Source organism: Variovorax sp. PMC12 (genome assembly GCF_003019815.1).
In the GTDB taxonomy this organism is placed as follows: Bacteria; Pseudomonadota; Gammaproteobacteria; order Burkholderiales; family Burkholderiaceae_C; genus Variovorax.
The window spans coordinates 674,147-698,296 of the sequence record NZ_CP027774.1; the positions used below are offsets into that span (position 1 = coordinate 674,147).

The 24,150-nt window shown below is 66.8% G+C and carries 20 protein-coding genes; 8 read left to right on the top strand and 12 right to left on the bottom strand.

Annotated features, from left to right (window positions below; translation table 11 throughout):
* Positions 1 to 15: 15 nt before the first annotated feature.
* Positions 16 to 1,452, bottom strand: a complete 1,437-nt coding sequence (locus C4F17_RS30530) for an aminotransferase-like domain-containing protein (RefSeq protein WP_106938518.1) — start codon at positions 1,450 to 1,452, stop codon at positions 16 to 18.
* Between C4F17_RS30530 and C4F17_RS30535 the strand changes: the two genes are divergently transcribed.
* The 4 genes from C4F17_RS30535 to C4F17_RS30550 all read left to right on the top strand — a co-directional run bounded on the left by C4F17_RS30535 (position 1,451) and on the right by C4F17_RS30550 (position 5,972).
* On the top strand, positions 1,451 to 2,806 hold the full coding sequence (locus C4F17_RS30535) for a pyridoxal phosphate-dependent aminotransferase (protein WP_234383048.1): 1,356 nt from the start codon (positions 1,451 to 1,453) through the stop codon (positions 2,804 to 2,806). The genes C4F17_RS30530 and C4F17_RS30535 overlap by 2 nt on opposite strands.
* A gap of 389 nt (positions 2,807 to 3,195) precedes the next feature.
* Entirely contained in the window at positions 3,196 to 3,789 is a 594-nt protein-coding gene (locus tag C4F17_RS33040) for a hypothetical protein (protein ID WP_159053781.1), read from the top strand.
* A gap of 87 nt (positions 3,790 to 3,876) precedes the next feature.
* Positions 3,877 to 4,167 (top strand): hypothetical protein, encoded by a 291-nt coding sequence (locus tag C4F17_RS30545; RefSeq protein WP_106938158.1) that lies wholly within the window; start codon positions 3,877 to 3,879, stop codon positions 4,165 to 4,167.
* Positions 4,168 to 4,631: 464 nt separating this feature from the next.
* On the top strand, positions 4,632 to 5,972 hold the full coding sequence (locus C4F17_RS30550; protein ID WP_106938159.1) for a serine hydrolase domain-containing protein: 1,341 nt from the start codon (positions 4,632 to 4,634) through the stop codon (positions 5,970 to 5,972).
* A 122-nt stretch (positions 5,973 to 6,094) separates the two neighbouring features.
* Here the strand turns inward: C4F17_RS30550 and C4F17_RS30555 are convergent, their stop codons facing one another.
* Entirely contained in the window at positions 6,095 to 6,868 is a 774-nt protein-coding gene (locus C4F17_RS30555) for an SDR family oxidoreductase (RefSeq protein ID WP_081268917.1), read from the bottom strand.
* Positions 6,869 to 7,087: 219 nt separating this feature from the next.
* Here C4F17_RS30555 and C4F17_RS30560 point away from each other — a divergent pair, with 219 nt between their 5' ends.
* The gene (locus tag C4F17_RS30560; RefSeq protein ID WP_106938160.1) at positions 7,088 to 7,969 is read left to right on the top strand and encodes a LysR family transcriptional regulator; all 882 of its coding nucleotides are present in this window, start codon (positions 7,088 to 7,090) and stop codon (positions 7,967 to 7,969) included.
* Between the two features lie 942 nt (positions 7,970 to 8,911).
* Here the strand turns inward: C4F17_RS30560 and C4F17_RS30570 are convergent.
* From C4F17_RS30570 to C4F17_RS30595, 5 genes are all read right to left on the bottom strand, one after another.
* Positions 8,912 to 9,295, bottom strand: coding sequence for a nuclear transport factor 2 family protein (locus C4F17_RS30570; protein WP_106938519.1), 384 nt, complete (start codon positions 9,293 to 9,295; stop codon positions 8,912 to 8,914).
* A gap of 30 nt (positions 9,296 to 9,325) precedes the next feature.
* Positions 9,326 to 9,754, bottom strand: coding sequence for a hypothetical protein (locus tag C4F17_RS30575; protein WP_081268914.1), 429 nt, complete (start codon positions 9,752 to 9,754; stop codon positions 9,326 to 9,328).
* 1 nt (position 9,755) lies between these two features.
* Positions 9,756 to 10,370 carry a response regulator transcription factor gene (locus C4F17_RS30580; RefSeq protein WP_081268913.1) on the bottom strand — a complete coding sequence of 205 codons (615 nt, stop codon included), beginning with the start codon at positions 10,368 to 10,370 and terminating at the stop codon, positions 9,756 to 9,758.
* Positions 10,367 to 12,550: a sensor histidine kinase gene (locus C4F17_RS30585; RefSeq protein WP_106938161.1), complete on the bottom strand. Its 2,184-nt coding sequence runs from the start codon at positions 12,548 to 12,550 to the stop codon at positions 10,367 to 10,369. The genes C4F17_RS30580 and C4F17_RS30585 overlap by 4 nt, the downstream gene beginning before the upstream one ends.
* Before the next feature lie 98 nt (positions 12,551 to 12,648).
* Positions 12,649 to 16,191, bottom strand: a complete 3,543-nt coding sequence (locus C4F17_RS30595) for an indolepyruvate ferredoxin oxidoreductase family protein (RefSeq protein WP_106938162.1) — start codon at positions 16,189 to 16,191, stop codon at positions 12,649 to 12,651.
* A gap of 279 nt (positions 16,192 to 16,470) precedes the next feature.
* Here C4F17_RS30595 and C4F17_RS30600 point away from each other — a divergent pair, with 279 nt between their 5' ends.
* The gene (locus C4F17_RS30600; RefSeq protein WP_081268972.1) at positions 16,471 to 17,358 is read left to right on the top strand and encodes a LysR family transcriptional regulator; all 888 of its coding nucleotides are present in this window, start codon (positions 16,471 to 16,473) and stop codon (positions 17,356 to 17,358) included.
* A 10-nt stretch (positions 17,359 to 17,368) separates the two neighbouring features.
* On the opposite strand, the gene C4F17_RS30605 is transcribed toward C4F17_RS30600, so the two are convergent.
* The 4 genes from C4F17_RS30605 to C4F17_RS30620 all read right to left on the bottom strand — a co-directional run bounded on the left by C4F17_RS30605 (position 17,369) and on the right by C4F17_RS30620 (position 21,764).
* Positions 17,369 to 18,619, bottom strand: coding sequence for an MFS transporter (locus C4F17_RS30605; RefSeq protein WP_106938163.1), 1,251 nt, complete (start codon positions 18,617 to 18,619; stop codon positions 17,369 to 17,371).
* Between the two features lie 103 nt (positions 18,620 to 18,722).
* The gene (locus tag C4F17_RS30610) at positions 18,723 to 19,472 is read right to left on the bottom strand and encodes a hypothetical protein (RefSeq protein WP_106938164.1); all 750 of its coding nucleotides are present in this window, start codon (positions 19,470 to 19,472) and stop codon (positions 18,723 to 18,725) included.
* A 21-nt stretch (positions 19,473 to 19,493) separates the two neighbouring features.
* Positions 19,494 to 20,273, bottom strand: coding sequence for a hypothetical protein (locus C4F17_RS30615; protein WP_106938165.1), 780 nt, complete (start codon positions 20,271 to 20,273; stop codon positions 19,494 to 19,496).
* A 237-nt stretch (positions 20,274 to 20,510) separates the two neighbouring features.
* The gene (locus tag C4F17_RS30620; RefSeq protein ID WP_106938166.1) at positions 20,511 to 21,764 is read right to left on the bottom strand and encodes an MFS transporter; all 1,254 of its coding nucleotides are present in this window, start codon (positions 21,762 to 21,764) and stop codon (positions 20,511 to 20,513) included.
* 105 nt (positions 21,765 to 21,869) lie between these two features.
* On the opposite strand from C4F17_RS30620, the gene C4F17_RS30625 reads away from it, so the two are divergent.
* Entirely contained in the window at positions 21,870 to 22,529 is a 660-nt protein-coding gene (locus tag C4F17_RS30625; protein WP_106938167.1) for a hypothetical protein, read from the top strand.
* Between the two features lie 17 nt (positions 22,530 to 22,546).
* Here the strand turns inward: C4F17_RS30625 and C4F17_RS30630 are convergent, their stop codons facing one another.
* Positions 22,547 to 22,801 (bottom strand): hypothetical protein, encoded by a 255-nt coding sequence (locus tag C4F17_RS30630; protein WP_106938168.1) that lies wholly within the window; start codon positions 22,799 to 22,801, stop codon positions 22,547 to 22,549.
* A 218-nt stretch (positions 22,802 to 23,019) separates the two neighbouring features.
* Here C4F17_RS30630 and C4F17_RS30635 point away from each other — a divergent pair, with 218 nt between their 5' ends.
* The gene (locus C4F17_RS30635) at positions 23,020 to 24,132 is read left to right on the top strand and encodes a BMP family ABC transporter substrate-binding protein (RefSeq protein WP_106938169.1); all 1,113 of its coding nucleotides are present in this window, start codon (positions 23,020 to 23,022) and stop codon (positions 24,130 to 24,132) included.
* Positions 24,133 to 24,150 lie beyond the last annotated feature (18 nt).

The window sequence follows — 24,150 nt, forward strand, 5'->3', positions numbered from 1 at the left end:
GGGGTTTGTGGCGGCCTACCGATTCAGCTGTGCGCACGCCAGGCGGCCCAGGCGACGCACGCCGGCTTCGATGTGGTCGTCCCATGTGTGGCCGGCGCTCAGGCGCAGGCAGTTGCCATAGCGGCGGCTTGCCGAGAACACGTTTCCTGGCGCGAAGCAGATGCCGTGCTCGAGCGCTTCGTCGAACAATGCGCGCGAGTCGAAATGCTTGGGAAGCTCCAGCCAGAGCATGAAGCCGCCTGCGGGGCGACTCACCTTCGTCTCGGCGGGAAAGCTGGCTTCGATGGCCCGGACCATGCGTGTCAGGTTCTCCTCCAGCACGCGCCGAATGCGGCGCAGGTGCACTTCATAGGCGTTGCCCTCGAGGAACTCCGCGATCGCGAGTTGTGGCAGCACCGGACTGCTCAGGCTGAATGCCAGCTTGCGCTCCATCACGCGCTGCGCGTATGCGCCCGGCGCGATCCACCCGATGCGGTACCCGGGTGCAAGGCTCTTCGAGAAGGAGCTGCAGTAGATGATCTTGTTCTCTCCCCGGTCCAGCGCAATGAATGGCTTGGGACGCTCGCGGCCGAAGTGGATGTCGCCATACACGTCGTCTTCAATCAGCGGTATGGCGTGCTTCGAAAGGAGCGCGAGAAGCGATCTTTTATCGCTCTCGGTCATCACGTATCCCAGCGGGTTGCTGAAGCCGGACGAGAGCACGCACGCCGCTATCGGTTCCTTGTCGAGCAGGCGCGCCAGCGCGGCGACATCGACGCCGCGCACGAGGTCGGTGGCAAGTTCCAGGGCCTTCAGTCCCAGCACCTCCAGTGTGTGCAGCAGACCGAAGTAGGTGGGGGACTCGACCGCGATGGTGTCGCCGGGCCTGGCCACCGCGCCCAGCGCGAGCGTCAGCGCTTCGGTGCAGCCGCTGGTGATGAGGATGTCGTCAGGCGACAGGGCATGGCCCGTGCGTATCGACCGCCTGGCGATCTCGCGGCGCAGGGCCGCCTCGCCCCGTGGGGGGCTGTAGACGTTGTGACGGGCACCGTGCTGGCGCGCCACGCGTGCGAGCATGAGATCGAGCCGCTTCGACTGCAGCAGCCCCACATCGGGCACCGCGCATCCCAGCGGGACCAGGGACATGTTCGACGCATGCTCGAGCAACGCGGCGACGGCGCCGCTGATCGACACGGTCGAAGCCTTCGTGCGAGGACGGGAGGTGGAAGGAAGCGCAAACGTCCCATGGCGGGCGTTCGAGACATAGAAGCCCGACTGCGGCCTGGACACGAGGACTCCGCGATCCTCCAGCATGCGGTAGGCCTGCAGCGCTGTCGCGATGCTGAGCTGATGCTGCTCGCTCACGGCACGCACCGACGGAACGCGCATGCCCGGGGACAAGGCACCCTTGTCGATCATGCCGATGATGAGGTCGGCCAGCTGTTCGTATCGATAGGGTGCGTGCGCTTCCATGATGGCGCTCACTCTCGGCCAGCCAGGCGCGGCGCGACAAACAAACTGTGATGGTCGAAAAATCGAAAAACTGTGGCTGTTGCGGTTTGCTCCCGCTCGCTACGATGCCTCGGCTGAACTACTGAACCGGCAGGTTCGAGGCGAAACGATGAGAGCTATTCAAGAGATTCCTTCCCCGGAAAGAAGCGACGACGTGCGCGATGCGGCCTCCCCGCAGTGGCGCGGAAGGTTTCCCTACAACGAGATCATTTCGCTTCTCGATGTGAGCCGGCCGTTCAACCTGGCGGAGAGCACCTCGCAGGATCTGACGCTCGGCGAGCTTCTCGATTTTCCGGACCTGGAGAACATCCGCGATCTGAAGCTGGGCTACGGCAAGTCCGCCGGCTCGCTCGTGCTGCGGCAGGCGATTGCGGATGCCTGCAAGGTCCCGCCTCAATACGTCCTCACGACGCAGGGCACGGCATTGGGTCTCTTCCTTCTGGCTTTCGAGGTTTGCCGCGCGGGCGACGAAGCCGTTCTTGCGACGCCGTGCTTCCCACCGAGCCGTGACAGCCTCCTGGGAGCAGGTGCGAGCGTGCGGGAGGTCAAGCTCTCCTTCGAGAACGGCTATGCCCTGGATTTCGGACAGTTCGAGGCATGCCTCAACTCGAAGACGAAGCTGGTGAGCATCGCTTCGCCGCAGAACCCCAGCGGCGTCCGCACCTCGCGCGCCGACATCGAGAGGCTGCTCGAACTGATGGGCAGGCTGTCGCCTGGTGCGCTGCTCTTCGTCGACGAGACCTACCGCGAGGCTTCCTACGGAGATGACCCGATGGTCGAGAGCTTTGCAAGCCTCGATCCACGCATCGTCACGGGTGCATCCGTCTCCAAGGCATTGGGCGCACCGGGGCTGCGAACCGGTTGGCTCACGGTGCCGGACGCGGACCTCCGCTCGCGGCTCACGGTGGCGAAGATGAACACCGTGATCTCCGGCTCGGTGCTCGACGAAACGCTGGCCGCGGCACTGTTGCGCAACAGCGAGCGGGTGTTGGGGCCTCGGCGCCGTCTGCTTGCGGCTGCCCTGCAGGAACTGTCGGACTGGTGCGATGCCGAGCGCGGCCGCATCGAATGGATCAGGCCCGATGGCGGTGCCCTGAGTTGCCTGCGGCTGCGCGCCGATGTGTTCGACGATGCCGCGGTCTCTCGCTTCTGGGCTCTGTTGCCGGACCATGACCTGCAGCTCGCATCGGGGCGGTGGTTCGGCGAGTCCGACCGCGTGTTCAGGCTCGGCTTCGGATACCTGCCGGCGGCAAAGCTGAAGCCTGCGCTGGCTGCTCTTTCGGCCAGCCTGGACAGGTCACTGTCGCCGCGTTGACGGCGATAGCCCACTTGTCGAGACGGTCATGCGCATCCGGGAGGTGAGTTCGTCGACATGCTGTCGAGATTCACGAGGCGCGGAATCCTCATCCCATTTGGAGTCAACCACTTACGGGCGGATCAATCATTGAGGATGGAACCGCTGTTTCACTAAAGATGGAATTCCTGGTGTTTTGTCTCACCAACTTTGGAATTTAGCGGCTAAATTGCGGCGTTAGATGGCGCGCGTCGTTGCCGCGCGGCGGCGAATGGCCGCCATCGGTGGCGGATTCAACCGGTCGTTCGACGCGAGTGATGACCCACGCGCTCAGAATGGTGCCTTCAAACGGGTGGGGATGGAACGGAATTCGGCTAGGAGGTCGTCGCTAGCATTAAAGGGCTTAGGTCATGGTGTTTGGTTGGTTCAAGAAAGAAAGGCGCCCCGGCCCGCATACCCCGGCACTCGTTGACCCAGCCGTACAGGCAACCGTCCAATGGGTCGCCGAAGTGATCGGCGATCACACGGAGTTCCAACGACGTGCACAAACGGCGGCGAGCACGTTCGACGAGGCTCGCATACCAGAATTGCCGCACTATTTCCATGGCGACTCGATGCCTCCGTCGGAACTTGCTGACAGGTTTCCGGGGCTAGGCCAATGGATGGCAGTGCGCCAATTGGCCATTTTTGAGATTCTCTATTTCATCGGCTCGCCGGCTCTGCCGCTGCTGAAGAGAGTCGCACACGGCGCCTACGATTGGACTCAGGACAACGCAATTGAAGTTCTCTGTCGGCTCGCCGCCTATGATGTGGAACGCGAGACGACGATTCAGGACCTACGGATGTTGATTCCCAAACTGCGCTATGAGGCGGTGATCTATGCTGCCGAGCCCTTAGTTCAGCAAGCCCGATCGGACACGGCCATTGCCGCGATCATCCAAGACTTGCTCACTGTTCCGGAATTCGCTGAAGTCCACGCGGAAATCGTCCAGTCCGCCATGTGATGGTGGCGGGTTTGAAATCCGCCCCCTCTCCGATTGCCATAGCGGCTCAAGGCCATCACCGGTCCTTTATTCAAAATACTCGAACTCATGCAGTCGATCCGAAAGTACTATCGAACGTACAACGAGAGTCATGAGGGGACTTCTGGACTCTTCTATTGCGAAGTCACTGACGGCATGATCACCCGGATGATCAACAGCTTTGAGCATGAGCTGTGGTGGGCAACCCCTAGCGCTCATAACAACGAGCAGTATGACTTCACGACACGTCCCGAATTTCCAGAGGCCGGTATAGAAAATCTGAAAAGGGATGCAGCCCTCACCGAACTGTCCCTCGCAGAGTTCGAGGACTTATGGCGCCGTGCGACGCGGGAGGCTTAAGGCTCTTTAGAGGCCAGCAATTTCCCTTGCCCCGACACTCGGTCGACCAAGCGAGAGACCGCTTTGAAGCGAATCGAACTTCGGATTCGGGCCGAGGCTGTGTAGAAACGCGCGATGCCGTCATGCGAACGACGACGTGCAGAGATCAGCGAGCTTCATTCGGTGCCGATATGCGCCTGAGATCGACTACGAGGCCTTCACGGCACCTCATCGAAGTGCGAATGAGAGCCTAAAGAGGCTCACGCCCCCGCCAGCCGCATCGCTTTCATCGTTTTCGCAATCCCCAACACGCTCATCACCCGCTTGAGGTTGTACGCAAGCACGTGAAGACTCATCGTAAGCGCGTGGCCGCTCCACCTTGACAAGCAAGGCGGCGGCTTTCGACGGCGGAGGCTAGACTTCGGTTATCGCCGCCCCTGCCATTGAAGTTGGATGCCCACACCAGCGCACAACGCAGTGCTTTCATGACGCAATCCGGTCCATCGCGCCGCACGGTACTGCTTGGTCTGGCCGCGTGCTCGGCGCTGCGGCCGACGACAAGCAGTGCCCGTTCACTCTGTGACGGCCCCACCGGTGACAACGGCCCCACTTTCTCGCCGACGGGGCCTCGTGCAGCAGCGTTCGGTATCAATGATGGCTTTCCTGCCACAGACCCCTTGCTGCGTGGTGAGCCGGGCGAGCCTCTGGACATGAAGTACCGCGTCGGAGCTTTCAGTCACTTCGAAGACCAGTACCGCACCCGCCGGATCGCTCGCGCAGCATCCCCGTGGTGCTTTACCTATGCGGTCACCGATGTCCGCTATCGCTATCAGGGCGCCGACCAGACCATCGAGGACTATCTGGCACGGCAGCCGGTCACCGGTTTGCTGATCGCCAAGGACAGAACGATCCTGCAGGAGCGCTATCAGTACGGCCGATCGGACCGCGATCGCCTGTTCTCAGGTTCGATGGCAAAGAGCATCACCGGCCTGCTGGTTGGCCTCGCCATTGCGGACGGGTCGATCAGGTCGGTGGACGACGCGGTGCAGGGCTATGTGCCGGAACTCCAGGACACGGAGTACGGCAGGACTTCCCTGCGCGATCTCCTGCACATGTCCTCGGGTGTGAAGTTCGGCGAAGAGGCCAACGGCGACCAGGATCTCGAACGATTGTGGGGCGGGATGGTCCTCGGCCACCGCTCATGGATGGACAGAGTGCTCGGCCGTGGCGCACCGCAGCGCAGCACGATCGACACGATCTCTGCCTTCAACCAACGCATCGCCCCGGCCGGGACCGAGTTCCACTACGCCAGCATCGAACCCGCAGTGCTCGGCCTTGTCGTGGAGCGTGCGACCGGTCGAACCCTGTCCGACTACCTGCACGAGAAAGTCTGGTCCCGGATAGGCGCCGAGGCCGACGGCACCTGGCTCGTGAACGCGCAAGGCGGTGAAGTCGCCTGGACGTTCTTCGGTGCAGTCCTGCGGGACTATGCACGGCTGGGACGACTGCTCGCGCATGACGGCCAGTGGCAAGGCAGCCAGATCATTCCGGCCCGATGGATGATGGAGGCAACGACAACGCGCTCGTCGGATCGCTACCTGTCTCCCGGAGCATCCGGTCCTCAAACCCTTGGCTATGGCTACCTGATGTGGCTGCTGCCCGGTCCAAGACGTCAGTTCGTTCTTCTTGGCGGATACGGCCAGCGCATCTTCATCGACCCTGCCGCCAAGCTGATCATGGTGCAGACCGGTGTCGACATCTCGATAGATCGGAGTGATGAACCTGGTCGCCTCTGGGCGGCGGTAGTGAGCAAGTTCGGCCGCTGAAGTGATGCGTGGAGCGTTCGGTCGTCGGCCTGGGCCAGGAAGGAGCGGCGGCCCGTTCACCACCCGCCGGCGCCGCGCAGGGAAAGATCGAGTTCAGTCATGTCGTACCTCTCGTCGGTGGTTCAGGAAACGCTGGCGACCAGGTTCTCGCCGCCGGCCACCTCGAGCACTGTGCCGGTCACGTACGGATTGGTCATGAGGAAGACGGCGGCATGGCCCACGTCCTCAGGCTTGCCGGCGCGCCGTGCGGGGAAGGTCTCTTCCACCTTCTTGCGCAGGCCGTCGCGATGTTCAGCCGGCAGGAAGGCCCACATGTCGGTGTCGATGAAGCCGGGGCGGATCGTGTTCACGCGGGTGGGTGCGAGCTCGATCGCGAGCGAGGCCGACAGAGCCTCCACCGCGGCGAACGCCGAGGTGACGGCGGTGAAGCCGACCTTCGGCCGCACGGCCATGCCGCCGGTCAGGAATGTGATCGTGCCGCCGGCGTTCAGGTGCGGCGAGCCATGGCGGGCGCAGGCCCAACTGCCCAGGTACTTGCCTTCCATGTAGTTGCGCGCGCCGCTCATGTCCGCGTCCATGAACGCGCCCCAGGTGCCGAGATCGGGCGCGGCGGTGACGACCAGGTGGTCGAACGCGCCGATGGTGTCGAACGCCGCTCGCACGGTCGACTCGTCGCGGATGTCCAGGCTCACCTGCTGGAAGCCGGCGAGATCCGGACGCTCCTGCGGCGACGAGAGGCGGCGGCTGGCGACGACCACCGTCGCGCCCGCCTCCCGCGCGGCCTGCGCTACGCCCAGGCCGATGCCGGTCTTGCCGCCGATGACGACGACCTTCTTGCCTGCTAGGGAGGTGGATGCGGCGGGTGCCGCGGATTGCACGTCGGTTATTGAAGTCATGTTGAATTCCTTGGTTCGCTGATCACGGGGTGGGCCGGCGCCGTGGCGTCGGCCTTCACGGTTAATGCCATTCAGAGGCATTGCAGTCATGCTAATTAGCGTCCAGTTCGGTGATAATCCGGCTCTTCGTGATTACACCTAGTCCGATTTAGAATAAATCCGGCGCCGAGCGTCGGCAACGGCTGCCACCTCCCGGCCGCGCGCAACAGAGCACACCCCATGGATAGATTCCAGGAGCTGACCGCTTTCGCGGCGGTCGTCGAGGCCGGCGGTTTCTCGGCCGCCGCCCGCCGCATCGGCGAATCGCAGTCGGCGGTCAGCAAGTCCGTCGGCGCGCTGGAGCGGCGGCTTGGCGTGCAGCTGCTCAACCGCACCACGCGCAGCGTGACCCCGACGGAGGCCGGGCGGCGGTACCACGAGCGCATCAAGCCGCTGCTGGACGAGATGTCGCAGGTGGACGGCGAGCTCATGAGCAGCACGGGGGAGCTTTCGGGGCTGGTGCGTATCGCGGCGTCGACCACCTTCGGCCGCCTCCACGTGCTGCCCATCGTTCCGCGACTGCTGGCGCTGCATCCGAAGCTCAGCCTGGAGCTCAGACTCACGGATGGCGTGCAGGACCTGCTGACCGAGGGCATCGACCTGGCCATCCGCATCAGCCCGCTGCGCAGCCCCGATGCCGTGGTCAAGCGCGTGGCCACCACGTCGCTGGTCTGCGCGGGGTCGCGCCACTACTTCGAGCGGCACGGGGTGCCGGAGACGCCCGAAGACCTCGTGCACCACAACTGCATCGTCTACAACGGCATCGACCAGTGGACGTTCAGCCGGCCCGACGGCCCGTTCAGCGTGCGCGTAGGTGGAAACCTCGCCTCCAACACCGTCGACACGATCCTGTCGGCGGTGCAGGCCGGCGTTGGCATCGGGATGTTCTACCGAGCGTCGTTCACCGAGGAACTGCGCGCGGCCGGCGTCGTGACGGTGCTAGATCAGTTCATCGGCGAAACCCGGGATGTCAGCCTCATCTGGCCCAACCGAAAGTTCATTCCGGCACGCGTGCGCCAGGTGACCGACTACTTCGCGGCCGGCCTGGCGGAACGCGTCTGAAGGGCGCTCGACAGTCGACGTCCGGTCGTGAGCGCTGCGGCTCGAGACGGGGCAAACCAACGGCGCGGCGGGAAGCTTGGCGACTCGATGGCTGTTGGACGTCATTCGCGCAGCGCGCGCGGTGGCCTCTAACGCGTCGAGCGCGATCGCCAGCGTGCCGCGTCCGTGTGTGCGCGGGCCAGAGGATTTCCCAACGTGGCCGGTGGCCGACAGCGTCGCAATGACTGTCTCGAACGTCACGCTGGGGCTGGCCGGCGCCGCCTGGAACTTGTGTCACCGCACGGCGTCCCGCAGGCGCAGCACGAGATGGACGGCGCCGTCGCCGCCCTGCAGGACAGACGCCGGCGAATCGCGGACGCTAGCGCCCGGCCGTGGTCGAGTGCGCGGCGATCAAGCGTTCACACATGTGGCCGCCGAACCTGTACAAGCATTGATTTTGGATCGAGGCGCCGAATTTGGCTGCGCTGAAGGGGCCGTTGACGGGAGTCTGCTCCTGGCCGAGTGCGGCCCTCGGAGAGCATTCTGCCCCGCTCGAGCCGGGCCCGGTCTGGCTCGTCTGCCCCAGCCTGGCAAACACCCGACGATTGCAACTTGCAACTGGAATGCGCACCTTCTGCAGGGCTTCAAGCTACGCCTTGCGATCCGGCGGGGAAGTGGAGTGCCGCTATGGATCACGATGAGCGCAGGTAGCGACGCGCGACGCTGGCGCCCTTGCGCGCGCCGACATGGCCCGCCGAGCAAATCCTGACGCTAGGGGTCAAATTTGGGGAGCTGGGCGGCGGCCGGGACCGAAACACACCTCTAAGTCGTTGATTTCAAGGAAATCACGGTTCCATTCCCAGTGAAAAAAATCCATCCTCAATGGAGACCGACACATGCTGTGGACATGAATAGGTCGAACAGACAAGAACACCTGCTGCATGCCGTTGACCGCCATGTTGATCATGCGAGCCCTTCGACCCACTGCGCGCGCCAGGCCGGAGCTTCGAAAGGGTCTGCAAAGTACTGGGTCTCGCGCGCGACCTTTCCGTCCCGGAATTCCATGATGCTCACCGTGAAGGCGCTCTTGCCTTCGTAGTCGATCGCATATTCGGTCACCCAGAGATTTCCCTCTCCGACGATCCGCCGGACAACGAACCCCGATGGCTTGCCTGGGTGATGGCTTCGAAGCGCTTGCAGGTTCTGTCGCCCGCGGATGACCTCGCCCGACTGCGGGTAGATGCACACGGCGTCGTCGTGATAGATCTCGTGCTCAGCGACCTGGTCGCCCGCAGCGGATGCAGCCCAGTGTCGATCGATAGCCGCTCGAACCGTCTGTTCTTCCATCATCGATCTCCATTCGGGTTGGCCTGGTTCCTACCAGACACGCCACCACGGCTTGCTCCGGGCATCTTTCGCCACTGGTGCTTCCTCAAGCAGCATCTGGCCGTCCGCGCCGTAGAGCTCCGACTCTTCTCCCTGCACCTTGGCCGAAACGGCCTGGGCCAGTCGCCACATCTTGCGCCGGATTTCTTCGTCGGGGTTCTTCGCGACGATGTTGCCTCGGTGATGCCAGATCCAGGCCATGTTCCCGCCGACGCCATGCTGGGAGTATTCGAGCCATACGGCCATGCTCTGGTCATTGACGTGAAGCACGTCGCCTTCGGTGGTTGTTGCTTCGGCGTATCCGTCGAGCCGCATTTCCTTGTCGGCATGAACGAGGTCGATCCACTCCTGCAGGGAGATCTCAGGGCCGTCTTCGCTGAACCAGTCTTCGCGGCGCGTGATGTAGATGTTGTAGCTCATGTCAAAGCGCATGCTCCCGCAGAAACCGATCGAGCTGGTGACTGTTCGACAACCCCAGCTTCGCAAACACATGCGCGCGGTGTGTCTCCACCGTGCGCTGCTCCAGCGGGGCGAGTTCCAGCGCGATCTGCTTGTTGGGCTTGCCTTCGGCCACGAGGCGGGCCACCTGCATCTCGCGCGGCGTGAGCTTGTCCCACAGCGCCTGCGCTGCTTGCCGTGCCTGCCGGCGCACGGCGTTCTCGCCGGCCTGCCGCAGCGCGCGGGCGATGTTGTCGAGCAGTTGTTCGTCGCTGCAGGGTTTCTCCAGCCAGCCGAAGGCGCCGTTCTGCACGGCCTCCACCGCCATGGGGATGTCGCCGTGGCCGGACAGGAAGATCACCACCAGCGGGCTTTCCTGTGCACGCAGCGCGTCGAACACCTGCAGGCCGCTCATGCCTTCCATGCGCAGGTCCAGGATGGCGCAGCCCGCGCGCTGAAGGTCGGCGCCTTCGAGGAAAGCCTCGCCGGAGGCGAAGGTCTGCACCGCATAGCCGCGCGACAGCAGCAGCAGGCCCAGCGAGCGGCGCACGGCCTCGTCGTCGTCCACGATGCACAGGTTGTTGGCAAGAGCGTTCATGGCGGTGAGATTTCCAGCGCAAGGGTAAAGACTGTGCCACCGCCGGGCCGGTCGGCAAAGGAGAGGCGGCCCCGGTGGGCTTCGACGATGGTGCGGCAGATGTTGAGCCCCAGGCCCAGGCCGCCGGCCTTGGTGGTGAAGAAGGGCGCGAACACCTGTTCGGCCAGGCTGGCATCGATGCCCGGGCCGTGGTCGGCGATGCGGATGCGCATGCGCCCGTCGAGCACCTCGGCGTCGATTTCCACCACGCGTTGGTCCTGCGGCGTGGCCTGCATGGCCTGCAGGCTGTTGGAGAGCAGGTTGAGCAGCACCTGCTCGAGCAGCACGCGGTCGCCGCGCACCGGGGGCAGCGTGGCGGGCACGCGCACTTCGGCGCGCACCTGGCGTTGGCGCATCTCGCCCTGCAGCAGCGCGAGCACGTTGGTCACCAGCGCCGCCACGGCGCAGTCTTCGGTGCCGACGGTGCGCTGGCGCACGAAGCCGCGGATGCGCCGCACGATCTCGGCGCTGCGCTGGGCCTGCGCCATGGTCTCGTCGAGGCTGCTCACCAGCAGCGCCTGGTTGCCCTGCTCGGCAAAGGCCTTGGCCGCGCTCGCGAAGTTGCTCAGCGCCATCAGCGGCTGGTTGAGCTCGTGGGCCAGGGTGGATGCCATTTCGCCGAGGCTGGCAAGGCGCTGGGCGTGCTGCAGCTGCTCGTCGTTCTGGCGCTGGCGCAGCTCGGCGCGCTTCTGCTCGGTGATGTCGACCACGGAGCTCATCCACCCGCTGTGCCGGCCGTCGGCGTCGATCAGCGGCGCGGTGTAGACCATGGTGATCACCTCGCGCCCGTCGCGGTGCCGCAGGCGCGACTCGAAGCCCGAGCGCGCGGGCTGGCCGCTCATCATGGCGTCGTAGTGGTGCCAGTGCCGGGGCACGTCGTCGGGGTGCCAGTACGGGTAGGGCGGCAGCCGGCCGAGCAGCTCGTCGGCGCCATAGCCCGTCATTTCGCAGAAGGCCGGATTGACGTAGGTGATTCGGCCTTCGAGGTCGCGCGCGCGCATGCCGACCAGCAGCGAGTCTTCCATTGCCTTGCGGAAGGCGTGGGCTTCGTCCAGTGCGTGGGTGCGTTCGCGCACGCGCAGCTCCAGGTCGCGGCGTGCGTCGCGCTGCTCTGCGAAGCGGCGTTCGCGCAGCTGCCAGTACAGGCCGCCGAGCAGCAGCACGCCCGCGACCAGCAGGCCCAGCATCCAGGTGCGTTCGCGCGCGCGGTCGACTTCGGCGTGGTCGCCCATCACCGTCAGCGTCCAGCCAAGGTCGGGCAGGGGCTCGTCGACCGCGAGAAAGCGGCGTGTCTTGCCGCCGATGCTGGTGCGCACCAGGTAGCCGGGCTGGTCGCCGCCGCGCTCGAGCTGCCACGGCAGCAGCGGGAAATCGGTGCGCCCGCCGTACTGCTGGTCGCGCCGAATGCCTTCCACGTCGGTGGGTGACAAGGCGCGCGTGGCCCGGTACATCCACGTCGGCACCGAGCTCAGGAACACGATGCCGCGCGCGTCGGTCAGCAGGATCGGGTCGCGCACGAAGGTCCAGGCCTCCTGCAGCTGGCGCAGGCTGACCTTGACCGTCACCACGCCCAGCACCGCGCCGCCGTCCGGGCGCACCGGTGCCGAGATGAACAGGCCGGGTTCGCCGGTCGTCTGGCCGAGGCCGTAGAACAGGCCGCTGCGGCCGGCGCGCGCATCGCGGAAGTAGGGCCGGTTGGCATAGGACTCGCCGACGAAGCTCTGCGGCGTGTTCCAGTTGCTCGCGGCCAGCGTGAGGCCTTGCAGGTCGCTCAGGTACAGCGCGTCGGAGCCGGCCTGGCGGTTCACTTCCTCGATGTAGAGATTGGCGCGCTGCTTCACGGCGGCGTCCTGCGGGTGGGCGAGCGCGGCCAGCACTTCGGGGTGCAGGCCGGTGGTGAAGGGCAGGTAGCTGTATTTGCCGGCGGAGTCGCGCAGGCCGAGCACATGCACTTCCATGGCGCGGCGGATCGAGTCGGCCTGGAAGTTCGCCTCGCGCACGGCGGCCCATTGGCCGGCCAGGCCGATCAGCAGCAGCGCGAGCGCGCAGGCGGCCGTCCATGCGGCCACGCTGCGGTAGCGCAGACGCGGGCGAGGCGGGGGCGCGGACGGTTCTGGCGGTTCGGGCGTGGTGGGCGGCATGGAGAAAAACGGCGCCGGCCGGCGCGGCGACCGGAATTTTGCCCTGATCGGCACGGGAGGCAGGATCCTGGCTGCCGGCCGCCGTTACCGCCCTGTCGTCATGAGGCGGCGGCACTGAGCAGCTGCCGCTGCGGCGTGCCGCGCTCCAGCTGCCCGGCCAGCGCCTGCCAGCGCACCCGCGCGGCCACCACGCTCTCTTCCTTCACATGCCCGAAGCCGCGAATCTGCTCCGGCAGCCGCGCCAGCGCGAGCGCGCTGTCGAAGTCGATGCGGTCGAAGCGCTCCAGAATGTCTTCGACCATGGCCCGGTAGTCCTCGATCAGCTGGCGCTCCATGCGCCGCTCGGCCGTGCGGCCGAACACGTCGAACGCCGTGCCGCGCAGCCCGCGCAGCTTCGCGAGCACGCGGAACGCGCGCATCATCCATGGCCCGAAACTGGTCTTCACCGCACGGCCTTCGGCATCGCGGCGGCCGAGCACCGGCGGGGCAAGGTTGAAGCGCAGCACGGGCTTGCCTTCTAACTGCTCGTTGAGCTTCTCCATGAAGCGAGGGTCGGTGTAAAGCCGCGCGACCTCGTACTCGTCCTTGTAGGCCATGAGCTTGAACAGCCCCGACGCCACGGCCTTTGCCAGAACGGTGCCGCCGCGCTCGCGCTGTTCGAGCACGCGCACGCGCTCGACCAGTTCCGCATAGCGCTGCGCATAGGCGGCGTTCTGGTACGACGCGAGAAATGCGGTGCGATCCTTCACCAGCGCCTCGAAGCTCTGCGGCCGCTGCAGCGCCACGACCTTCTGCGGCGAGGCCTCGCGCGCCACCGCCGCGAGGTCGAGCGCCGCCTTGCGGCCCCAGCGGAATGCCGCCTGGTTCGCCTTCACGGCCACGCCGTTGATCTCGATGGCCTTGTCCAGCGCCTGCGCCGACAGCGGCACGAAGCCCTTCTGGAACGCGAAGCCCAGCAGGAACAGGTTGGCCGCGATGGCATCGCCCATGAGCCGCGTCGCCAGTTGCGTCGCGTCGACGAAGTCGGCGCGGCCTTCCACCGACTCCTCGATGAGTGCGCGCACCTGCGCGGCCGGAAACTGCCAGTCGGGCTGCTGCGCGAAGTGCCCGGTCGGCTGCTCGAAGGTGTTGACCAGCGCATAGGTGCGCCCCGGCCGCATGCGCGCGATGGCGTCGGGCGCGCCGGCCGTGAGCATGTCGCAACCCAGGATCAGGTCAGCTTCGCCGGTGGGGATGCGCTGCGCCTTCAGTTGCGCCGCGTCGCGCGCGATGCGCACGTGCGAGGTCACCGAGCCGTTCTTCTGCGACATGCCCGTCATGTCGAGCACGCTCACGCCTTTGCCCTCGAGGTGCGCCGCCATGCCGATCAGCGCGCCGATGGTGATGACGCCCGTGCCGCCGATGCCGGTGATCAGGATGTTGTGCATGCCGTCTAGCGCGGCCTGCTTCGGCTCTGGCAGCGGTGCTTCCTCGGCCGCGGCCTTCGCGGCCACGGGCGCCTGCTTGCGCGGCTTCACGCCTTCCACGGTCACGAAGCTCGGGCAGAAGCCCTTGATGCACGATTCGTCGGCATTGCACGCGCTCTGGTCCACGCTGCGCTTGAGGCCCAGGTCGGTCTGCTTCGGCAGCAGCGCAGTGCAGTTCGACTGCTCACCGCAGTCGCCGCAGCCTTCGCACACCGCGTCGTTGATGAACACGCGGCGCGCGGCCTGCGGGAACTCGCCCTTCTTGCGCCGGCGGCGCTTCTCGGCCGCGCAGACCTGGTCGTAGATGAGTACCGACACGCCCTCGAACTCGCGCAGCTCGCGCTGCACCGTGTCCATCTGGTCGCGGTGGTGCACGGTGAGCACGAAGCCGTCGCGCTCCGGCGGCAGCACGCTGCGATCGGCCCAGCGTGTCGGGTCCTCGGCCACCAGCGCCAGGCGCTTCACGCCCTCGGCCGCCATCTGGTGCGCGATGCGCGGCACGGTGATCGGGCCGTCGACCGGCTGGCCGCCCGTCATGGCCACCGCGTCGTTGTAGAGGATCTTGTAGGTGATGTTCACGCCCGCCGCCACAGCCGCGCGGATGGCGAGCGAGCCGGAGTGGTAGTAGGTGCCGTCGCCGAGGTTCGCGAACACGTGCTTGCGCTTCGAGAACCATGCCTGGCCCAGCCATGGCGCACCTTCGCCGCCCATGTGCGTGGTGGTCTTGTTGTGCTCGGGGTAGATGGCGGTGGCCATCACATGGCAGCCGATGCCCGCGAGCGCGAGGCTGCCCTCGGGCACCTTGGTCGATGTGTTGTGCGGGCAGCCCGAGCAGTACCAGGCTGGTCGCGAAGGCGTGGCCACGGCCTTGCCGAGCACCACGTCCTTCGCGTCGAGGATGGCCAGCCGCATGCGGATGCGGTCGCTGGTGTGGAAGCGCGCCACGCGAGCGGCAATGACGCGCGCGATCTGCGCCACCGAGAAGTCGGCCGTGGCCGGCAGTAGCCACTTGCCGCGTGGATGCGCGCCCCATTCGCCCTGTTCGTCGAACTTGCCGATCACGCGCGGGCGCACGTTTTCCCGCCAGTTGTAGAGATGCTCCTTGAGCTGGTATTCGACGATCTGGCGCTTTTCCTCCACCACCAGGATCTCTTCGAGCCCGTCGGCAAACTCGCGGATCGAATCGGGCTCCAGCGGCCAGGGCATCGACACCTTGAAGAGGCGAATGCCGATGCGCGCGGCTTCGTCCGCGTCGATGCCCAGCTCTTCCAGCGCCTCCAGCACGTCGCGGTACGACTTGCCCGAGGCCACGATGCCCAGGCGTGCCTTGGGCGAATCGATGGTCACGCGGTTCAGCCGGTTCTCGCGCGCATAGGCGATGGCGGCGTAGATCTTGTAGTCCTGCATCAGCTCTTCCTGCTTGCGCGCCTGCACGCCGAGCGTGTCGGTCGACAGGCGCGCATGCACGCCGCCGGGCGGAAAGACGAAGTCCGAGGGCAGCCGCGTGTGCACGTCGAGCGCACCGGCGGCGATGGAGCCCGACGACTCGACCGTGTCCGCCAGCGCCTTGAAGCCGACCGGCAGGCCGGCGAAGCGCGACATCGCAAAGCCGTGCAGGCCGAGTTCGATGTATTCCTCCACGCTCTGCGGATAGAGCAGCGGGATCATCGAGGCCGCGAACAGGTGGTCGCTCTGGTTGGGCAGCGTGGAGGAAGAAGCGCCGTGGTCGTCGCCCGCCACCAGCAGGACGCCGCCGTTGGGCGAGGTGCCCGCGTGGCTCATGTGCTTGAACACGTCGCCGCAGCGGTCGACGCCGGGCGCCTTGCCGTACCACATGGCGAATACGCCGTCGACCGCCGCTTCGCCGGTCAGGTGCACCTGCTGCGTGCCCCAGACGGCGGTGGCGGCCAGCTCCTCGTTCACGCCCGGCAGGAACTTCACCGCGTTGGCTTCCAGCTGCGGCTGTGCCTTCCAGAGCGCCTCGTCCAGGCCGCCGAGCGGCGAGCCGCGGTAGCCGGAGACGAAGCCCGCGGTGTTCAGTCCCGCCTTCCGGTCGCGCCATTTCTGCACGAGCATGAGGCGCACCAGTGCCTGGATGCCGCTGAGGTAGATCCGGCCTTCGGTGGCCGTGTATTTGTCGTCCAGCGCAACGCTGGCCAGTTCGTGGGATGCCATGACAGAAAAAGACTCCGGGTAGGACTCGTGGAATGCGGGCATGGCCCCGGTAGGGTGCCGGCCTGCGAAACGCCCCGCCGGGGTAGGCGGCGAGGCAGCAACGATTCTTCCGCCGTGCGCGCGGAAAGTGCTTCTTCGTTTTGGCCGGCTGGCGGGGTTTGCAGAAGATCTGTCTTTTTCTACGGCATCCGGCCGAAAGGATTTCGTCGGCGCTCCGGTGCCGCGCCGGCCGCACAAGCCGGCCGCACAATGGCGGCCCCGCAGAACGACGAGAACCCGATGAGACCCGACCTCGATTCGCTGGCGCTTTTCCTGCGCGCCATTGAGCACGGCAGCCTGTCGAAGGCCGCCGCCGAGAGCCACATGGTGCTGTCGGCCGCGAGCCGCCGCCTGGCCATTCTCGAGGGGCACCTGGGCGTGGCGCTGCTGAACCGCACGTCGAAGGGCGTGACGCCCACCGGCGCTGGCGAGTCGCTGGCCATGCATGCGCGCCAGATCCTGCGCGACGTCGATCGCATGCGCGCCGACCTGTCCGACTACGCGCAGGGCGCCACCGGCCGCGTGCGCCTGCATGCCAATGCCTCGGCCATGGGCCAGTTCCTGCCCGACGACGTGGCGAGCTTCCGCGTGCGCTACCCCGAGATCCGCGTGAGCGTGGAGGAGCACCGCAGCGTCTACATCGTGCAGGCCATCCGCGACCGGCAGGCCGACGTGGGCGTCATCACCAGCGAGGCGGTCGACCCCGCGCTCAACTTCATTCCCTACCGCACCGACCGGCTGGTGGCCATCGTGCGGCAGAAGCATCCGTGGCGCGGGCGCGAGGTGTCCTTCGAGGAACTGCTCGACTTCGATTTCGTCGGGCTGGAGGACGACTCGGCCATCTCCCGCACGATGGAAGACGCCGCCATGAGCGCGCGCAAGGTACTGCGACTGCGTGTGCGGGTGAAGAGCTTCGAGGCCGTGTGCCGGATGATCGAGGCGGGCATGGGCGTGGGCATCCTGCCCGAGGGCGCCGCCGTGGCCTATCGCAAGGAGATGAAGCTGCGCTTCATCAATCTCAGCGACGCGTGGGCCTCGCGCCGCATGTACCTGTGCACGCGGCAGGAGGCGCTGACGTTTCCGCAGCGCCGCCTGGTCGATCACCTGCTGGCGCGCGGAATTCCCTAGCGCACGGCGGTCAGCCCGGCGGCTGCCGGCGCTTCGCGAGCCAGTTCCATCCGGCGCCCGCGGCCATCAGCACACAGGTGCCGAGGAACACGGCGCGCATGCCCACGTGCCCGCCCACGAAGCCGCCGAGCAGCGGCCCCGCGACCTGGCCGGTGTACTGCGCCGAGGTCGAGTAGCCGAGCATGTTGCCGGCCACGCGCTCGGGCACGTTGTGGCGGATCACGCTCGCGATGCACGGCAGCAGCCCGCCGAGCGACAGCCCCATCAGGAAGCGCAGCACCACCAGCTGCCAGCCCGAGGTGACGAAGGCCTGCGGCACCAGCAGCACCGCCGACGCCGCGAGGCAGCCGACGATCACGTTCCAGTGGCCCACCCGGTCGGCCAGCTTGCCGAGGCGCGAGGCCGAGAGGATGCTGCCCAGCGCGGCCGCGGACATCACGAGGCCGGCGACCGTCGTCACGCGGTTCGGGTCCTCGACCAGCGTGGCCACGTACACCGTGATGATCGGCTCGATCGACATGTTCGCCAGCATCAGCAGCATGCCGGTGAAGAGCATCGCGACCAGCGGCCGCTTGTCGGGCACCGCGGCCCAGCCGGCTTCGGCCGCGCCGCGCTGCTTCGACGCGGCGGGAGTTCTCCTTTCCTCGCGGATCAGGAAGGCGGTGGCCAGGAAAGCCACGAAGATCATCGCGCCCGCCGCGAAGAAGGTCGCGCGGATGCCGATCAGCGGCGGCAGCAAGCCGCCCACCAGCGGGCCCACGAGGTTGCCCGCCATGATGGCCGACGACATGGTGCCCAGCGCCCAGCCGGTGCGCGCCTTGGGCGTCTGCGTGGCCACGAGCACCATCGAGCCCGAGGCATAGCCGCCCAGCAGACCGGCCAGCAGCCGCAGGCCGACGAGCTGCCATACGTTGCCCGCGATGCCGATGAGCGCCATCGCCACCGACATGCCCAGGCTCGCGCGGATCAGCATCGGCTTGCGGCCATAGCGGTCGGCCAGCCGGCCCCACAGCGGCGCCACCAGCGCAGCGCTGAAGAAGGTCGCGCCATAGGCCGCGCCCGACCACTGCACGATGGCCGCATGGTCCTTCACGCCCAGCTGCTCGACGTACAGCGGCAGGAACGGCAGCAGCAGCGTCATCGCGATGATGGTGGTGAAGGAGCCGAACATGCACACGGCGAGGTTGCGCTGCCAGTGGGTGTCGGTGGCGGTGTCCGCTGCTTCTGTTGCGGCGGCGTCTGTGGTCGTCGGATTCGTCATGGGGCGGGCCCATTGTGTGACGGCGCGGGCGATGGCGCGCCTGCCGATTGGCGGCGGGGCCCATCGCCGTGCGGGAAGGGCGCGCAGCGGCGGCCCGCTCAGGTCAAAGCGGCCGGACCTGCCATGCCGAGTCCGGCCCGAACAGTGCCTGGCACTTGGGGCATTCCTCGGAGAAGAACGGAATCGTCGCCTTGCACGATGGGCACACGCCCATGCGCACGGGGGCCTCGAAATCGCCTGCCATGGCCGTGCCGGCGAACGGGCCGGACGGTGCCGGTGATGGTGCGACCGGCACCAGGGAAGTGAGCAGTCGTTCCTTCAGCGCGGTGCGCGTCTGCTCGTCGAGCCCCTCGCGATCGACGTATGCATCGACGGACTTGCGCCGCTTCTCGAGCCAGTCCGGCTGGTTCTGGCGCCAGACGGTGAACGCCTCCGCCAGCAACATGCGCAACACGGCCGGCGACAGGCCCGTGAAGAGCAGGTGCAGCTCGCCGACGTGCGTGACCAGCGAGATGAAGGTCTGGGCGCTCGGCTGCGTGGTCGAGCTGGTGACCTCCTTGTTGGTGGAGCCGCCGGACAGCAGGCCACCGAACAGGCCGAAGTCCGGGTAGGTGTGCCCCGTCGTCGTGATCGCGTGATTGCCGAGCGAGAGTTCGGCCAGCTCGAAGTAGGGCACCGCCACGGGCTCCCGGCCTTCCACTGCCACGGCCACGCAGGTCGTGCCGAAGGCCAGCGCGACGTTCTCGTCTCTGAAGAAGGCATAGCCTGCCGCGCTCACGACCGTGCATTTCGGCAGCGTGGGCGTGTTCGGCAGCGGCGCGAAATCGAAATCGAGGCGCAGGGGTGACGTCATGGCGGCTGTGGCCGGGGATTTTCAGCGGGTCTTGACTTGCGAGCGCACGAACTCGAACACCGAAGTCTTCTCGCTCGCCGTCACCTCGAGGCGGATCACGTCGTCGGGCCGGGGGTTCGGGTCGCAGCAGTTCTTCAAGACCAGGTCGCCCGTCACCATCTGCAGCGGCTCCACCGTGTTCAGCTGCAGGATCGAGTTGGCCGACTGCTCCTGGCTCTCCGCGTTGTATTCGATCTGCCGGATGCCCAGCACCGTGGCGCCGCCCACGGCCGCGCCGGCCAGCATGCCGGCCACGGGGTCGTAGACGCGCACCGTGTTCGTGCCGGCGAAGCTCGTGATGCCGTGGCGGCCGACCACCGAGCCTGAGTAGTTCTGGCGGTAGGTCTGGCGCGAGGCACCATAGGCCGCCGCGCCGGCGGCCAGTCCGCCGATGATGGCCAGCGCCACCTGCTTGGCCTGTTTCTCCGACTGGATCTCGGCAATGCGCTCGCTGTAGGTGTAGATCTGCACCGGCGCCCCGCGGAAATAGGCCTTGACGTTGTCGGTGCTGAAGTTCACGGGCGCGGCCGTGTTGTTCGCGTAACCCAGCGTGAAAGTCGGCTGGGTCGGGCCCTGCATCTTGAAGCGCGAGTAGACGAAGAGCTCGCGCGATTCGTCCTTCTCGGTCAGCGTACCCACCCCGTCGGTGTACTTGATTGTCTGCGCGGTGTCCTGGCTGGGGCGCGGTGTGTAGGTGATGTTGGCCGTGGCGCAGCCGCTGACGAACACCGAGATGGCAACGACGCAGCAGAGGGTACGCATGGAAGAGCCGCTGCGGGACTCCAGCCGGACAGGAGAGGGTTCGAATTTGCGCTGCAATGCGCCGCTGACAGCAATCACCGGGACTCCGTTCGTTGTGCTGGGGTAAGACTTGGCCCGGTGGCCGAACTGACCAGGGCCTGACCGCACAATCGTAACTTAACGTATCTAAATGTCAGAGGATCGTTACTGACAGCAGTGTGGCTGCGCAGGCCAAGGTGGGAGCTTCTGTGAATTTGTTCACGAATTGCCGACGTCAGGGTGCCACAGGCTGCCCCATGCGCCGACCAGCGCGATGAGCCCGCCTGCCATGACCACTGTGACAGCCGCGCCGAGCCCGCCGAACAGCAGCGCGCCGAGCCCCGCGCCGGCCATCATGGCCGCGGCCGTCAGCGCGAGGCGCAGGCGGATGATGCTGGCGAGTTCGGCGCCTTCGAGCCGTGTCTGCAGGAAGGTCATCATGGGGATGAAGAACATCGGCCCGCCCAGGCCCGACACGAAGGCCGCGGCCATCATCGACGGCAGCCATGCGGCCTGCGGCAGCAGCCAGAACGGCAGTGGCACCAGCGCCAGCGCACCGCCGAGGACGACGTAGCCGTTGAACATGAAGCGGCCGAGCCGCGCCGGCCGGTGGGCAGCCACCCAGAAGTTCGACAGGAAGTCGCCCGCGCCGTATGCGGCCACAAGGGCCGCCACCGCGCCGAGGCCGCTCAGGCCAAGGCCCGACAACCCTGTCTGCGCGACCAGGAACGGAAGGCCGAGGCTCACGCCGATGGTCCAGGCTGCAAGCACTGCGGTGTTGGCCAGCAGCAGGAGGCGGATGTCCTTGTGCCGGACCATGAGCGTGGCACCCTGCATCAGGCGCCGGGAGACCGGCACCGGCGGGGCGGGCGCGGCGGGCCTCTCTCCGAGCTTGCCGAGCTTGCCCATCGCGGCCACGGCCCATGCGGAAGCGAGAAAGCTCACGGCGTTCACGGTCAGGAAGTGCAGCACCGGCAGCACCGCGGCCAGCAGGCCGGCGGCGAAGGGGCCGGTCAGCCGCGACAGCCGCGTCGTGGCGTCCAGCAACGCATTGACGCCCTGGACCCGCTCCTTCGTTCCCACCACATGTGGAATGCTGGACAGCAGCGCCGGCTGGAACAGCGCGCTTAACGCCGCCAGCGCCATCGCCGACGCGACGAGGCTCCAGAGCGTCAGCCCGTAGATGCCCGCGAGCACCACGGGCAGCACCGCGACGAGCGCCGACACCAGGTCGGTGCCGATCATCGTGGCCCTTGGCGAGAGGCGGTGCGCGAAGAGCCCGGCACCCAGGCTCACAACCAGCACCACCGCGTGCTGTGCCAGCGGCAGGAGGCTGGCGCTGGAGCCGGCAACTTCGATGGCGAGCCACAGCACGGCCATGCGGTTGAGCTCGCTGCCGAAGCCGGAGAAGGCGAGGCCGGCCCACAGGCATGCGGTGCGGCGTTCGCGCAGCAGTTCGATGAACGGGTGCATGGCGCGATTGTGCGCATTCGGCCCGCCAGCAATCTCGCCACCTGGTTGCCGCCCCGCAGGATGGCCACGGCCTGTATGGCGGCGGTCGTATGATCATCCGGCACCATGCGCAACTCACTCGACTTCAGTTCCTGGCAGGGCCTTCTGACAACGCTGCTGGGCCTCGTTGTGGTGTCCCTGGTGGCGGTGGGCATCCGCCTCGTCGTGATGCACGGCGTGCAGCAGCGGCGCGAGCGGCAGAACCGCCAGATCAACGAACGGCTCAAGACGCTGATCGCAGCCTACAAGGTGCTTGGCGGTTCTTTCACGGGAGACCTGTCGGTGGATCCCAGCCATCTGCGCGAACTGCGCGCGCGTGAAGGCGTGGAGACGTCAGCGCTCACCGCCTCCGATCGGCGCCGGCGCATCCGCGATGCGGTGGAGGCTGCGCTGTCGGACGTCATCCTGCTGGGCACCGAAGAACAGGTGCGCCTCGCGGCGCAGGCTGCCAACGACATGGTGGCAGGGCGGCCGGTGGAAACGGCGGAATTGGTGGTGTCGCTGCGGCTTTTCATCCGCGACGTGCTCGACCTCGATCCGATTCCGCCGCATCTCGGCATCCCCAAGCAAGGCCCGGTGCGGGCCAAGGGTGCTGGCCCGCGCGAGGGCGGAGGAGGGAAGGGCAGTGGGGGTTCAGGAAGAGGCAGTGGCGCGGGGGGCGGCGGTGGCCTGGGCCTTGGCGCAGGCCCGCCCGGCGAGACCGCGCACGACCCCGCCTCGTCCTAGCGCAATCCTCGTTGCGGTCAGATGCGGTGCGAGCGGCGGGCGTACAACATCGCCAGCGCCAGCCCCGTGACAGCCGCGCCGCCCCAGGCAAAGGCCGGGCTGCGCAACGCGCGTTGCAGGCGTGCGCGGCGACCCTGCTCTTGGGCTACGCCGGTTGCGGCCTGCTCCTTGGGCGTGAGCGGGCGCGCGACGTTCGGGTTTTCTTCGCCCTCCAGCACTGCTTGCGAAATATCGAGCGGGGTCAGCGAGTCGTTGACGGTGGATGCGGTCATGGTGGCTGGCCTTTCTTTCTTCTCTCGGTGATGAAACTGTGGCCCTAGGCTCGCGCAGCCCGGCGCCGCGGCCCTAAGGCGAAGCGCCGACATTGAAGTAGGCCAATGCCCCGGCCGCGTCGTGGGCGGCGCCCCGGCTTAAAATGCCGCTCCCTCGCAGCCGGGCGTCCCGGCCGGCTGCGGGGTTTTGCATTTCCGGGGCCATGTAGAGGAACACCATGTACAAAAACCTCGCGGGCCGCGCCGTTCTGGCGTGGGCAGCCGCCTGTTTTTTATCTCCCGCCTTTTCGCAGCCGCAGCCGCAGCAGCAGGCCCCCAAGGCACCGCTGAAGATCGGCTTCGTCTATGTCACGCCGGTCACCGACGCCGGCTGGGTGCGCCAGCATGAAGAGGGCCGCAGGGCCGTCGAGGCGGCGCTCGGCGACAAGGTCAGGACCACTTATGTCGAGAACGTGGCCGAAGGCGCCGATGCCGAGCGCGTGATCCGCGACCTCGCGCAGCAGGGCAACCGGCTCATCTTCACGCCGAGCTTCGGCTACATGGAGCCGACGCTGAAGGTGGCGAAGGACTTCCCTGACGTGAAGTTCGAGTCCATCACCGGCTACAAGGCCGCGACCAACGTGGCGACGGCCAACGCGCGCTACTACGAGGGGCGCTACCTCGCGGGCATCGCGGCCGGCCGCATGACGAAGACCAACGTGGCAGGCTACGTCGCGGGCTTTCCGATTCCCGAGGTGCTGCAGGGCATCAACGCCTTCACGCTCGGCATGCGCTCGGTGAACCCGGGTGCCAAGGTGCACGTCGTGTGGCTCAACGAGTGGTTCGATCCGCCGAAGGAGCGCGACGCGGCGATGGCGCTGTTCAACCAGAACGCCGACGTGGTGGCCTTCCACACGGGCTCCACGGCCGTGATGTCCGCGGCGCAGGAGCGCGGCAAGCTGGCCATTGCGTACCACTCCGACATGCGCAAGATCGCGCCCGACGCGCAGATCGTCGCGGTCACGCACCAGTGGGGCGGCTACTACACGCAGCGTGCGAAAGCCGTGCTCGACGGCAACTGGAAAAGCGGCAACCTCTGGGGCGGCGTGAAGGAAGGAATGATCCGCGTGGGCGACTTCGGCACCAAGGTGTCCAAGTCCGTGCAGGACGAAGTACTGGCGCGCCAGAACGACATCGCCGCCGGCAGGCTGCAGCCGTTCCGTGCAGTGGCGGCCGATGTGCGCGACAACGATGGCCACGTCGTGATCGCCAAGGGGGCCCAGCTGGGCGACGAGCAGATCCTGAAGATGAACTGGCTGGTGGAGGGCGTGCAGGGGCGGGTGGGGCGCTGAAACACGTGGGCCCGGTGG